Origin of the sequence: Paenibacillus terrae, from assembly GCF_000943545.1 — a bacterium.
In the GTDB taxonomy this organism is placed as follows: Bacteria; Bacillota; Bacilli; order Paenibacillales; family Paenibacillaceae; genus Paenibacillus; species Paenibacillus terrae_A.
Genome location: NZ_JTHP01000002.1, coordinates 47,834 through 61,409 on the forward strand (window position 1 = coordinate 47,834; position 13,576 = coordinate 61,409).

Genomic DNA, 13,576 nt, shown 5'->3' on the forward strand with positions numbered 1-13,576 from the left:
GTATTTGCGTGTATATAACCCTTGATATATGCTATTTTTTAAGAAAAATTTAGGACACCTTCCTCTATACCAAGAATCCCCTCCTCTCCATTTCAATAAAAAAATTATTTAAAATTTTGGTTTTTTCAATTGACAATTCCTATTGATATTCATTATCATTCTCTTATACATAAATGAAAATGATTATCATTATTGTTTAACTTAAAATTGCAGGAGGAATGACATGAAATCTTATGTGTTGTGGTCATCCGCAGCGCTTTTATTGGCAGTTACCGGATGTAGTAATGGTACTCCAGCCGCAGATCACAAACCAACTACTGCATCTGTATCTGCCACTTCCGGCACAACAAGCGGTGCGGCGATTCAGGTTACTGATTTTTCAAAACGGACGTTGGTGTTCCAAGGTGTCCCTCAACATATCATTGCGCTCAGCAATGGCGATCTGGATATTATATATGCTTTGGGCGGAACAGCCGTCGGCAGACCCAACTCGAATGGACCTTCCGTCGTGCCTGCTGCTGAAAACGTTCAACAAGTAGGCTCTACTCATGAGGTCGATCTGGAGAAAATTACGATGCTCAAACCGGATGTCGTATTAGGCAATTACCCTATGAATGAGAAGGACATTCCATCTATTGAAGGTGTCGGTTCACAGCTGCTGCTGACAGGGGCCAATTCAGTCAAAGATATTCAGTCGCAAATTACACTCTTCGGGCAATTATTGCAAAAGCAGGCTCAGGCGGTGAAATTGAATCAGCAAATTGACCAACAGGTAGCCACATTACAAAAGGAAACAGCCTCTACCTCCAAACCTAAAGTGCTGCTTGTTTACGGAGCCCCGGCCACATATATGGCGGCATTGCCGAATTCATTAGGCGGAAATATTCTGGAAATGGCTGGCGGTGCTAATATTGCCGCTGATTTTCCGGGCCTGCAAAATTTCCCGCAATACGCGCAGCTAAACACGGAACGCATCGTACAGGCCGACCCTGACTACATCCTGATTATGACCCACGGCAATACGGAAGAGGTCAAAGCCGCATTTATCAAGGAAATGCAAGAAAATGCAGCTTGGAGCGGAATCAAGGCGGTCAAAAACAATCAGGTTGAAGTATTACCCTCCGATCTGTTCGGAACAAATCCGGGCACACGGGTTACTGAGGCACTGGATTTGATGCACCAAAAGCTGTATCCGGCGAAATAAGCGATGAACAAACTACAACGCGCCAGAAGACGCACCATCGCCTGGATTACGCTTCCGATCTTGCTGTTAGCTGTATCCGTGTACGGCCTGGCTTACGGATCGGTGTCGATTCCACTACGAGAAATCAATCAGGTTTTGCTACATAATGATGACTCCACCTATCGCACGATCCTAATGGATCTCCGGCTGCCCAGAGTATTAGTGGGTCTGCTCGTAGGAGCCTGTCTGGCAGCTGCGGGAGCACTTCTTCAGGGAGTCATGAAAAATCCACTGGCTGATCCCGGCATTATTGGTGTATCAGCTGGTGGCGGACTCGCTGCGGTCATCACGATGGTCATGCTTCCACAGCTTAGCTACCTTCTTCCGGTAACTGCCTTTTTGGGAGCCTTCCTGACTGCCGTTGCCATTTACCTGCTGGCTTGGGATCGGGGAGCCTCTCCCATCAAAATCGTATTAGCGGGTGTTGCAATCAACGCACTGCTGGGCGCGGTCATGAACGGCGTGATGGTCATGTACAGCGACCGCGTGCAAGCGGTTCTCCCTTGGCTATCCGGCGGATTGAACGGACGAAGCTGGCATCATCTGGAGTTCATGGCGCCTTACGCCATCATTGGCTTAATCGCCTCCCTGTTTGCGATCAAGCCTGCCAATTTGCTGCTACTGGGCGACGATTCAGCTCAACTGCTCGGACAGCGTGTAGAGCTTCAGCGACTGCTCATTATTTTGCTCTCTGCCCTGCTCGCCGGTACGGCAGTCAGTGTAGCGGGGCCGATCGGTTTTGTAGGACTGGTCGTTCCTCATGTCATCCGACTGCTGATCGGGGAGGATTACCGTTTCCTCCTTCCCCTTTCCATTCTGGGCGGCGGGACACTGGTCGTACTGGCAGATACGGTGGCACGGTCCTGGTTTGATCCGATTGAACTGCCTGTAGGTATTTTGCTGGCCGTCATCGGAGCGCCGTTCTTCTTAATCCTGCTCAAGAAACGGGGGAATTTCGGATGACAGCCATTCAGGGTGAACATATCTCCTTACAGCGCGGGTATTTCAAGCTGGACGATGTAAACATTACCTTGCCTGCCGGACAGCTCACCGCAATTGTCGGGCCCAACGGTTCGGGCAAATCCACGCTTTTGCGGATTATTACAAGGCTGCTCAAGCAGGATCAGGGACAGGTTTCTGTACTGGGCAAGCCCGTGCAGGAGTACAAGCGGCGTGATTTTGCCCAGACGATTACAATGCTGCCGCAAATGAAGGATATGCTGCCGTTATTAACAGTTCGTGAGCTGGTCGCTTACGGAAGATCCCCTCATGTCAAAGGCTTGAGGACACGGCATATCGGACAGGATCAGCATATTGTGGACCATGTCATGGAAATCACAGGCATGAAGCCCTATGCGGATCGGATGTTCCATACTCTATCGGGAGGTGAACAACAAAAAGCGCGAATTGCAATGGCTTTGGCCCAACAAACGGGCATTCTTTTGCTCGATGAACCTACCACTTTTCTGGATATCGCCCATCAATTTGAGGTTATGGATATGCTGAGGCGTATCAATCACGAGTCCAGCTTGACGATTGTTATGGTACTGCATGATTTGCAGCAAGCTGCGGCCTATTGTCATCATATGATTGCGCTTAAAAGGGGACGAATCGCCATGGCTGGCGAACCCCGTCAGATTTTGACGTCTGCTTTTCTTCGCGACATTTATGAAATGAACGCTACAATCAAATTTGAGGGTGGCTATCCGGTCATTATACCGACCATACCACATCATTCAGGAGGAATTTAATATGGTTATTGTTACAAACACATCTAAAATCACCCCGGGCAATGCCCACCTGCTCATCGAACGCTTTAACAAAGAAGGCAAAGTGGAGAAAATGGAAGGCTTCCTAGGTCTGGAAGTACTGCTCACTGAAAACACAAAAGATTATGATGAAGTAACGATTAGCACACGCTGGAAGGAAAAAGAGAACTTCCAAGGCTGGACCAAAAGCGAAGCTTTCCGTGAATCACACAGCCACCGCCAAATTCCGGACTATATTTTAGAAAATAAAATTACGTTTTATGAAGTCAAAATCGTGCGGCATCCCATTACCAACACCGATTCCGATTCCTTTCTGGTGAACGATACCGAAGCGGTTTAATCCTGTAACACAGCGACAGACTTGTCTGCCTGTACCTTTTCACTCATACAAAACAACCATAAAAAGCGACTCCGCATACCTTTGTCCGCAGAGTCGCTTTTTATATGGAATCCTCAGATTATAGTTGAACAGCGGCTTTGAATTTTCAGTGTCTCACCGTGTCCCAGTATATGAATGCGCTCCTTGGCGATACCCAAGCGTTCACGCTCCGCTTCGAGACGATCCAGCGCCTCTCTCGGCGTATCATCCGCCAGTTTAAAGGCTCCGTAATGCATCGGGATCATCTGATCCGCGTCGCAATCCACAAACCCCTGCAACGCCTCCTCCGGTGTCACATGCTGCGAGGTCATGAACCATTCCGGCTCATACGCACCAATCGGCATAAAGGTCAGGTCAATGTCAAAGCGCTCGCCAACCTCCTTAAAGCCACGGAAATACCCGGTATCTCCCACAAAGTACAACGTCGGTGCAGCTGCTGTATCTGAAATAGAATGAGTATGCGATTCTGTGACGGACGTGGCAGAGTTGATCACCTGCTGCTCACTTTGCAGCACGTATCCTCCCCAATGCGAAGTATTCGTATCAAACGGCGTACGCCGCGTCCAATGCTGGGCCGGAACAAATGTGAAGCGCACCCCGCCTACCGTAAAATGATCCCACCATTTCAGCTCATGGCAGTTACGGAAGCCTTTGCGGACCATTTTCGACTTCAACCCCGAAGGTACAAGCATCAGCGTATCTGCACGATACAATTTGCGCAACGATTCCATATGCAAATGATCATAATGCGAATGAGACAGCAGAATGATATCCAACGGCGGTACATCCTGAATGCGGATGCCGGGCGGAGCCAGTCTTTTGTCGAAAGCCATACGCTCAGCCCACACCGGATCCGTAACGATGTTCAGTCCAAGATACTGGATGAAAAAGGTAGAATGCCCCACCCAAGTCGCCGTCGTCGTTTCCCGGTTACTGTGCAAAAACTCCAGCTCCGGGGGATGATTCGGAACAACGAACGTATAATCCTTCGTTTTGCTGCGGCGCTCCTGCCGCCATTGTCTGAATTGCTTGAGTGTTTTATCCGTGTTGACATGATCCATGTTGTTAAAACGAACTTTGGGCATGATGTAACTCCTCCCCTGATGGACCCGTTCTCCAAAGAAACCGAAACGGTTCAATTCATTTATATATTACACGCGAGTGTGAACATCAAATGATGCAACATGCTGGTGTATGTAAAGTATAATTCAATCCGCCTTTTACATGCAAAAATGGACCCTCCCCCATCAATCAGGAAGGGCCATCTCAGATGTTGCTGTCAGTCCTGTGGATTTTTAAAGCGTGCCGAGTACATAAACAGAAACACAATCGCCACCACAATAATAATAGGCGACTCATACATGATCGTAAAATGCTCGAAAGCAGCCATTTGTACTCACCCTTTCTTCCCCGCTTGTCCTCGCACATAATCCGCATCGAACAGGAACAGTCTCAAAATCAGGATCAGTGACGGAATCAGCACCAGCAGCCCCGCACTAAACGCCGTAATCAATGCATACGCCATGGCGGAGTTCGTAAAGCTGTGATGCACATTAATGTAGGGATACAAAACATACGGCAGATGCGAGCGGCCATAGCCATACCAGGCAAATGCAAATTGCATCATGACCAGAATAAAGGAGGTTCCGAGATGACGCCGCCGCCATACCAGATAAACAGCTCCGACAAAGCATACGAAGGAGGCGACAAACATCCAGGCCATGTTCAGCATATTGGCAAAGTGGTCTGGATTTTGTTTGTTAATCTGAAAAAATGCGAGCAGACTCGCCACAATCGTAGGACCGCTCCAGAGTAGCGCGTACCCGCGCACGATTTCAAAAGCGACCTTGTCCCCTGCCCTTTTGGCATAGTACGACAAAAACATCGCCGAGATATACAGCACACTCACCAGCGCCAGGAAAATAACCGCCCACGTATAGGAGTTGCTTAATAACTCCCCCCATCGCAGATGAACACCTGTGCCGTTCTCCACAATAATGCCGCCTTCCGAAATGGCGAGAACCGTCGACAGCGCCGCCGGAATGAGCAGCCCCGTCGCACCGTACAATGCCATGTAGACGATATTATTTGTACCGGAATGTCCATACGTGTTGTACGCATAGTACACCCCGCGGATCGCGAGAAGCACAATTGCAATACTGCCGGGAACGAGCAGCGCGGTGCCATAGTAATAAGCCGCATCCGGGAAGAAACCATTCAGTCCCACCACGAAAAAAATGAGAAATACGTTCGTTACCTCCCACACCGGTGATAAATACCGTTGAATAATATTGTGGATTTTATTCTGGTGACCTGTCAGCACACTGTAAAAGCTGAAAAAGCCTGCGCCAAAATCAATAGATGCCACAATCAAATAACCGAACAGGAAGGTCCACAAAATGGCGATACCGACAATTTCATAGCTCACTTTCCTTCAGCCCCTTCCAGCCCCAGTTGCTTCAGCTCTTCCACTGCATCTTTATTACGAAACAGCTTGCTGAGGACCTTAATGGCCGAGAAGCACAACACAAGATACAAAATGATAAACAGAACGAGCATCCATCCCACACTGGTGGAGGTGGTCGCTGCTTCTGACACCTTCATGTAGCCGCGCAAAATCCACGGCTGTCTGCCGACCTCCGCAAACATCCATCCGAGCTCAATAGCTACCATCGCCATCGGCCCTACCAGAATGAGCGCCAGCAGCAGCCATCTGGGATACGGTTTGCGACCGGGCAAACGCTTGCGGATCAGATATAACAGCGGAATAACGAGAATCAGCACCCCTGTGGTGATTTTGAGGTCAAACATATAATGGATAGACAGCGGCGGACGCTGGTCTACGGGATAATCATTTAAGCCCTTGACCTCCGTACTGGGCAGGTTCCCGGCCAACACACTAAGTGCATAAGGCACTTTCAGCGCATACTTGATTTCACCGTTCTTATCCATGTATCCGCCATATACGAAGGGCGCGTGCGTCATCGTATCAAAATGCCATTCGGCAGCAGCCAGCTTTTCCGGCTGATATTTGGCTAGGAATTTACCGGAAGCGTCTCCGATCATCACGGTGCTGATAGCAAACACAATGGTACAGGTGGCAGTCAGCTTCAGCGCCTTTTTGAAATAAGGGTGATTACGTCCCCGCAGCATACTGTAAGCAGCCAGTCCCATCAGCACCCCCGCGCTCAACGTATACGAGGAAGCCAGCACATGAGAAACTTTGGTCGGCGTGGCCGGATTCAGCATGGCCTGGATGGGATGAATATCTGTCATGACTCCATTTTTAAGTGTAAAGCCTTGAGGCTGGTTCATGAACGAGTTCACAGTTGTAATAAAAACCGCTGATGCAGATGAGGCAATCGCTACCGGAATGAGCAGCATCAGGTGAAAATATTTGCTTTTAAACCGATCCCAGGTGTACAAGTAGATACCCAGAAAAATGGCTTCAATGAAAAAAGCAAACGTCTCCAAAAACAGGGGCAGCGCAATCGCTTGTCCAGCCACCCGCATAAAGGTAGGCCAAAGCAAGCTGAGTTGCAGTCCAATGGAAGTACCTGTGACGACACCTACGGCAACGGTGATGACAAACCCCCGCGCCCACCGTCGGGCCAGCAGCGTATAGTGCGGATCACCAGTTCGCAGCCCGCGCCATTCCGCGAGCGCAATCATCAAAGGTACGCCAACGCCAATGGATGCAAATACAATATGAACAAACAGGGTAATTCCGGTCAACATCCGGCTTAGCAATACGGGGTCCAGTGAAGACAAATGGTACTCACTCCTTCATTTCACATTTTAAATAGAAAGCACCTGCATATATTCCTTTGGATTACGATCTAGGGAGTCAGGCGGGCTATGCTTTTAATGACTGCGTACAGCATAATAGCCGCTATCACAATACACACAATAATGAGCGTCCTTTCCTGCTTGCGGAACATAGGAACGCCTCCTTTACTCGTCGTTTGGAGCATGGGGAGAACACATCTTAGTCTAGCTAAATTTTGTTATTTTTAACCATGCTGCCGTTATAAATTTAGCAGGATTCCATTTTGGATATTGCCATGTGCATTCAAATCGTCTGGGCAGCTACTTTTTAGCCTCATTAGTGTGATATTTATCATTGTATTTTCATCAAAATGACGAACTCCCTCTTTGGAGACATTCGTAGAATGAGGTACAATACAGATAAGCTATATATGGAGAACTTTTGAATAGGAGGCTGTACCGAGCTATGAAAATAACATCTATCGAGCCAACTCCCAGTCCGAACACCATGATGCTGCATCTGGATGAACGTCTGGAAGCGGGCATTCGCAGAACATATACACGGGATAATGAACGCTCCGCTCCCCCATTTATCCGGCGTATGCTGGGCATTGAAGGAGTCAAAAGCGTGTTTCATACGACGGATTTTGTAGCCCTTGACCGCAAAGGGAACGCAGATTGGTCTACCATTCTGGGCCAGGTTCGCGACCAGCTAGGCGAGGAAGGCGCAGACGCCAATTGGGACTTGCCGGAGGAAACCTCCGGGGAAGCGTTTGGTGAGGCACAGGTATTTGTGCAATTTTTCCGGGGCATTCCGATGCAAATCCGGGTCAAAGCGGGCCAGCTGGAGGAACGGATTTCCTTGTCCGACCGTTTCGTGCAGGCCGTAACCCGGGTAGCCAGCGCGACGCTGATCAAGGAGCGCAAGCTGAGCGATTACGGCGTTCGCTACGGAGAGCTGCCGGATATCGCACGCGAGGTGGAGCAGGAGCTGGAGGCGGCCTTCCCGCAGGAGCGGCTGGAGCAGATTATCCAGCAGGCGATTGCCCACGGCGCGGACAACAGCGAATTCGTGGAAGAACGTCGCGAATGGAGCGATGCAGAGCTGGAGCAGGCCCTACAGCACGAGGATTGGCGTACCCGCTACGCCGCGCTGGATCGGCTGGAGCCGACGCCCGAGCACTTGCCGCTCATCCGGCAAGCGTTGCATGACGACAAAATGCAGCTACGGCGGCTGGGGGTCGTCTATCTGGGCGATCTGCGCACACCGGAGGCGATGGAGCTGCTGTTCGAGGCGCTGCGTGATCCTTCAGCGGCCGTACGCCGTACGGCGGGCGATACGCTGTCGGATATCGGCGATCCGGCGGCTACCGGAGCTATGATCGGAGCCTTGTCAGATAACAGCAAGCTGGTTCGCTGGCGGGCTGCCCGCTTTTTGTACGAGGTCGGCACCGAGGACGCGCGTGACGCGCTGGAGAAGGCTGTTGATGACCCCGAATTCGAGGTCAGTCTACAGGCCAAAATGGCGCTGGAGCGCATTGAGTCAGGTGAGCAAGCCGCAGGTACGGTTTGGCAGCAGATGGCCAAGCGTAACTCTTGATTTATGATTTTACGACTGGACCTTCAAAAAAATGTCGATTGTCAGAAGATGTACAGGTACGCTATACTTTAGTTTGCTATACAATAACATATCATGTCATACACCTCATCAAACCTGTTTTATGATGAGGTAGAGGTCGCGGATGTAATCAGTACACCGGAGGAGACGCCAAGAGCCGTCTGTGATTCCTGTGGAAAGGTGCACCCGCCGAAGTATGCGGAGTCGACTCTTTGTAATACTCCGAATGCTGGGGCTGCTGACCGAAAGGAGCAGAACTGTCACGCGATGTCCTGACACAGACACGTGTGTTGAGCTATCTTGTTATAGAAGAAGGTATGGTGCGGAATGCATAGACAAGACCGCAGGCGTATTCCCTGCGGTCTTTTGACATTTGTACTCCCCCTCCTTCAGGCTCTTGCCCTGACATGAAATACTATTTCATGAAGGAGTGTTTGAACGTGCAACACGAAGCAACACCTGCCGCAACCTTGCGGAAAAGTCTCAAAGCCCGACATATGACGATGATCGCCCTCGGGGGTTCCATCGGAACGGGCCTGTTCCTCGCCAGTGGAGGCGCGGTTGCAGAAGCCGGTCCCGGAGGCGCCCTGTTGGCTTATGCAGCGGTCGGCCTCATGGTTTACTTCCTGATGACCAGCCTCGGTGAGCTGGCTACGTTTATGCCTGAATCTGGCTCTTTTAATACCTACGCAGGCCGCTTCGTCGATCCGGCTTTTGGTTTCGCCATGGGCTGGAACTTCTGGTACAACTGGGCCGTGACGATTGCCGCCGAATTGGCAGCAGCGACCGTGCTGATCAAATACTGGTTTCCCGAAAGTCACTCCGCCTGGTGGAGTTTGTTATTTCTGGCCGTGATCTTCGCGCTGAACGCGCTGACGGTCAAAGGCTACGGTGAATCCGAATACTGGTTCGCGATGATTAAAATTGTGACCGTGGTTATCTTTCTCGCCGTTGGTGTGCTGATGATCTTCGGCATTATGGGAGGTCCAGCGATTGGCTTCGCTAACTTCACTGTGGGCGATGCCCCGTTCCACGGCGGATTTTTCGCCGTATTGGGCGTGTTCATGGCCGCAGGCTTTTCCTTTCAGGGAACGGAGCTGATCGGGGTAGCCGCCGGAGAGAGTGAAAATCCGCGTGAAAATGTGCCGCGCGCCATCCGTCAAATCTTTTGGCGCATCCTGTTCTTTTATATTCTGGCGATTCTCGTCATTGGATTGATTATTCCGTACACCAATCCGAATTTGCTGCGGGGAGATATCAGTGACATCGGGGTCAGCCCGTTCACACTGGTATTTGAAAAAGCGGGGCTTGCCATTGCCGCCTCCGTTATGAACGCCGTTATTTTAACTTCCGTATTGTCGGCAGGTAATTCCGGGATGTACGCGGCAACACGTGTACTGTACGCTTTGGCACGGGAAGGCAAAGCCCCCCGTTTCCTCGGACATATCAATCGGCGCGGCATTCCCATGAATGCACTGCTGATCACGACCGCTGTCGGTATGCTGGCCTTCCTCGCCTCCCTGTATGGGGACGGTGTGGTGTACAACTGGCTGCTAAATGCTTCCGGGATGTGCGGATTTATTACATGGGTCGGTATTGCGGTCAGCCATTATCGTTTCCGCCGTGCCTTTACAGCACAGGGTCGCAGTTTGAGTGAGCTTCCCTACAAAGCCCGCTGGTTCCCGTTTGGTCCCTTATTTGCCTTCGCACTATGTATCATCGTGATTATCGGGCAAGGTGCCGATGCCTTTACAGGGCAAGCGATTGACTGGAAAACGATGATCGCTACGTACATGAGTGTGCCGCTGTTCCTTCTTCTGTGGCTCGGCTACAAATGGATCAAGCGTACCAAAATCGTTCCACTAAACGAGTGTGATTTGGACCCGGATGCGTCTTCTGGTAAATAAACAATAATAAAAAAAGCCCGTCTCCGGGCATATACAGGTAGAAATGCGGATGAACGGTCCTATGGATCGGATCAGGTTCATCCGCATCTTCTCCCTGATATGTGGAGACGGGCTTTTTCTGTTATCCGGAAGAAGAAGCTACTGGAGCTGTCAAAGACATAGACAAGGCACGACGGCTAAAGATGCCATAAATCACAGCAATCAGCGTCAGCAGTGCAGAAAACAAATACAAATTAACGATGCCCAGATGGTCTGCAATCCAGCCCATCAGCAATAGCGAGATGCAAAACGTCATGCTCGTCAGCGTAGCCTGTGCGGACAGCACCTTGGGTAAATCGTGTACAGATACGCTCATTTGCATCATCGTGCGGCGGGATACGACGGACATTTCCGCAGGCAATCCCATCAACAGCACGATAAGAAGTGTAAGCGGCGGTAATGTGTTAAGCGCATACCAAGCCGTTAACAGTCCATAGCAAGCCATCCCCACCAGCATCGCGGGCAGCAGTCTGCGCTGCAAATACTTGACACAAGCGAGAACAATGATCCCACCGCCAATCGCGCCTGCAAAATACGCCGCATTAATGTATCCCCACCATGCCTCGCTTTTGTGCAGCACCTGCTGAGCGAAGGCAAGCGTGAATGCTCCTACCCAAACCGAACCACCCAGCAGGTCGATCATATCCATAAAAATAAGAGCCTTGAGCCTTCGGCTGGCTCCGATAAGACTCCAGCCTTCACGCAATATTTCCTTTTTGCGCTTGGGAGGTAACGCCGGGCTCTCCGGCTCCGGGCCATACAGTGTATCTTCCAACTGTGCGGGGGAGGTTGAAGCCAGTACGTCTCCGCTTTGCACCCGAGTTCCGGGTTGCAGTAAATAATGGGCTTTGCCCTCTAGCGGATCACGGATCAAGCTGGTAAAGATCAGGGCCACCAAATATAGCCCACAAGCCACCAGCAGTGTTTTTTCCGAGCCCATCATGGCTACCAGTACACCGCTAAGCCCCCATCCAGCCAATTGCACGGTCTGATCGCTGACCGATACGAGGCTGTTCGCCCGCATCAGCCCTTCCCCGGACGCAAGGCGCGGAATCAGCGCATTACGTGCAGGTGTGGTCCAACCGTCCAGAAAGGACATCGCTGCTACCAGTGTAAACACAAGCACCCATACCGGGTTTGTGCCCGCTGACCACAAATGCCCCAGCAGGAGAGCGAAGAAAGCCAGTTGGCCAAATTGGGAAACGAACAGAATAAATGGAAGCTGGAACCGGGCCAATATCAGCGGTGCTAAAAAGCCGCTAATCATCTGTGCGCCCATTCGCAACAACGGAACGAGAACCGAGGAAAAGATCGAATCCGTTTCATGAAACACCAGAGAAACCAGCGCCATGATATAAAGAATATCGGCCGCATTCGACATCGTCTGCGTGCCGAGCAGATAAGTAAAGGAACGCTTATGCATATGAATAAAATACTCCCTTATGAATGTAGCTTTTTCTATTGCAGCAAAATGATCAGGTCCATTTCAGGGTTACACGGAGATTTCCGGTGCTGCCTAAATCCGTGATCTGATAGGAAATAGATTTTAACCCGAGCTGATACAACGACTGTAAATCTTCTTTGAGACTTCGCTCTGTTCCCTGATAGCCGAAGGTAAGCGTGGCCCCTCCCTTATTAATCTCTTTGCGAACCTGCTCCTTGATTTCGGAGGATGATTTAACCAGACCCTTGCCGTCTTGCAGCGTATATTCCAGAGTATTGTACAGCTTTTGATACACAGCAGCCTTGGGTCCGCCCGCAGCGACCAATCCCGACAAGGTCTGCCGATACGAGATGTTCGCCTGAGGATACTGTTTAACCCAGGAGTGATCCCGGCGCATTTCGGCATCAGTCAGCAGATAATACGAAGTGCTTACCTCGTTGCCACGATCCGGGGTCGGATCATCCCATGTCGTATCCATGTGGTACCAATGTCCATCCAGCAAAACAAGATTCCATGCATGCAACTGGCCTCCTGCTCTTCCCTCCACAATCCGGTTGGAAATCCCGGCACGTTCCAGCATTTTGTAGGCCAGTAATGAATAGCCCTGACACACTGTACTTCCGGTTTTCAGGCCATCGTATGCCGTGTATTTTTGCTGCGTTTCATCATACTTCAAACGAACCACAATCCAGTCATGAATGGCCTTCACCTTCTCATGATCTGTCATTCCCTTCGTAATGATGTCCCCCAGCACAGCTTTAACCGTGCTATCCACATATGCGGTTTGTTCCTTCGTCTCCCGGTAACTCAGACGGATCGTAACCTCGGCGGACGTGGTTGTGCCTGTATAGCTGAATGCGTAGCTTTTGATCGTATAATTCACATACGGATCACTCTCCATCGCCTGTTTGATGGCTGTCTGTAGCTGCTGCTTGAGACCGTTCACCCGCCCTTGATATGTAAAGGTCAGCGTTTCACTCCGCGTAGCCATTGCCTGTAAGAGCTTATTTTGAAGCTGCTGTGACGAAACGGATGGAGCCGGCTTGACCGACGCAGCATATACATTGTTCCCCCACTCCACAGCATGTGGCAGCAACACAGCCAGCACTGCACCTGCCGCCAGGCATTTTATAAGCCTAACCCCGATTTTTCTGTTCATACAGAGCGTTCCTGCCCTTCTTAGCATAATTGTAAACAGCTCTATCTTACCATAAAAACAACTAACCCAAGCGCTCTACTTTTGTCGGTTACAGGCGGGCAAGAATCTGGATAAAGACAGGTTTTGACACTACGCTTATCTCCCCGACTGAATAGGCAACAGACAGGCCATACCGTTCACAGAGAGTTTTATCACAGCAGCTTGGCACTCCTTATGATATGGTACTGGCATCGGAAATCATTGATATTGA

The 13,576-nt window shown here is 50.4% G+C and carries 12 protein-coding genes and 1 riboswitch; of the genes, 6 read left to right on the top strand and 6 right to left on the bottom strand.

Going from position 1 to position 13,576, the window contains the following annotated elements; all coding sequences use genetic code 11:
• Positions 1-223 precede the first annotated feature (223 nt).
• From QD47_RS01600 to isdG, 4 genes are read left to right on the top strand one after another with little or no spacing between them, the layout of a single operon-like run.
• Positions 224-1,204, top strand: coding sequence for an ABC transporter substrate-binding protein (locus QD47_RS01600; protein WP_044644476.1), 981 nt, complete (start codon positions 224-226; stop codon positions 1,202-1,204).
• 3 nt (positions 1,205-1,207) lie between these two features.
• Complete coding sequence (locus tag QD47_RS01605; RefSeq protein ID WP_044644477.1) at positions 1,208-2,206, top strand: FecCD family ABC transporter permease; 999 nt, start codon at positions 1,208-1,210, stop codon at positions 2,204-2,206.
• Positions 2,203-2,994 carry an ABC transporter ATP-binding protein gene (locus QD47_RS01610; protein ID WP_044644478.1) on the top strand — a complete coding sequence of 264 codons (792 nt, stop codon included), beginning with the start codon at positions 2,203-2,205 and terminating at the stop codon, positions 2,992-2,994. The genes QD47_RS01605 and QD47_RS01610 overlap by 4 nt, the downstream gene beginning before the upstream one ends.
• Position 2,995: 1 nt before the next feature.
• Positions 2,996-3,352 (top strand): heme oxygenase, encoded by a 357-nt coding sequence (gene isdG, locus QD47_RS01615; protein WP_044644479.1) that lies wholly within the window; start codon positions 2,996-2,998, stop codon positions 3,350-3,352.
• 113 nt (positions 3,353-3,465) lie between these two features.
• Here isdG and QD47_RS01620 read toward each other — a convergent pair whose 3' ends face one another.
• The 4 genes from QD47_RS01620 to QD47_RS01630 all read right to left on the bottom strand — a co-directional run bounded on the left by QD47_RS01620 (position 3,466) and on the right by QD47_RS01630 (position 7,162).
• Positions 3,466-4,476 carry an MBL fold metallo-hydrolase gene (locus QD47_RS01620; protein WP_044644480.1) on the bottom strand — a complete coding sequence of 337 codons (1,011 nt, stop codon included), beginning with the start codon at positions 4,474-4,476 and terminating at the stop codon, positions 3,466-3,468.
• Positions 4,477-4,670: 194 nt separating this feature from the next.
• Positions 4,671-4,781 (bottom strand): cytochrome bd oxidase small subunit CydS, encoded by a 111-nt coding sequence (gene cydS / locus QD47_RS34005; RefSeq protein WP_404520786.1) that lies wholly within the window; start codon positions 4,779-4,781, stop codon positions 4,671-4,673.
• Positions 4,782-4,787: 6 nt separating this feature from the next.
• Positions 4,788-5,819 (bottom strand): cytochrome d ubiquinol oxidase subunit II, encoded by a 1,032-nt coding sequence (locus QD47_RS01625; RefSeq protein WP_044644481.1) that lies wholly within the window; start codon positions 5,817-5,819, stop codon positions 4,788-4,790.
• Positions 5,816-7,162 (bottom strand): cytochrome ubiquinol oxidase subunit I, encoded by a 1,347-nt coding sequence (locus tag QD47_RS01630; RefSeq protein ID WP_044644482.1) that lies wholly within the window; start codon positions 7,160-7,162, stop codon positions 5,816-5,818. Before QD47_RS01630 ends, QD47_RS01625 begins: the two co-directional genes overlap by 4 nt.
• A 463-nt stretch (positions 7,163-7,625) precedes the next feature.
• On the opposite strand from QD47_RS01630, the gene QD47_RS01635 reads away from it, so the two are divergent.
• Both QD47_RS01635 and QD47_RS01640 read left to right on the top strand, forming a co-directional pair.
• Positions 7,626-8,759 (top strand): virulence factor, encoded by a 1,134-nt coding sequence (locus tag QD47_RS01635; RefSeq protein ID WP_044644483.1) that lies wholly within the window; start codon positions 7,626-7,628, stop codon positions 8,757-8,759.
• Between the two features lie 122 nt (positions 8,760-8,881).
• Positions 8,882-9,083, top strand: a riboswitch (Lysine riboswitch).
• A gap of 134 nt (positions 9,084-9,217) precedes the next feature.
• A complete protein-coding gene (locus tag QD47_RS01640; RefSeq protein WP_044644484.1) occupies positions 9,218-10,684 on the top strand; it encodes an amino acid permease in 1,467 nt (488 codons plus the stop codon).
• Positions 10,685-10,805: 121 nt separating this feature from the next.
• Here QD47_RS01640 and QD47_RS01645 read toward each other — a convergent pair whose 3' ends face one another.
• Together QD47_RS01645 and QD47_RS01650 are read right to left on the bottom strand one after the other, a co-directional pair.
• Positions 10,806-12,146: an MFS transporter gene (locus QD47_RS01645; RefSeq protein ID WP_044644485.1), complete on the bottom strand. Its 1,341-nt coding sequence runs from the start codon at positions 12,144-12,146 to the stop codon at positions 10,806-10,808.
• 52 nt (positions 12,147-12,198) lie between these two features.
• Positions 12,199-13,326, bottom strand: coding sequence for a transglutaminase domain-containing protein (locus QD47_RS01650; protein ID WP_044644486.1), 1,128 nt, complete (start codon positions 13,324-13,326; stop codon positions 12,199-12,201).
• Positions 13,327-13,576 lie beyond the last annotated feature (250 nt).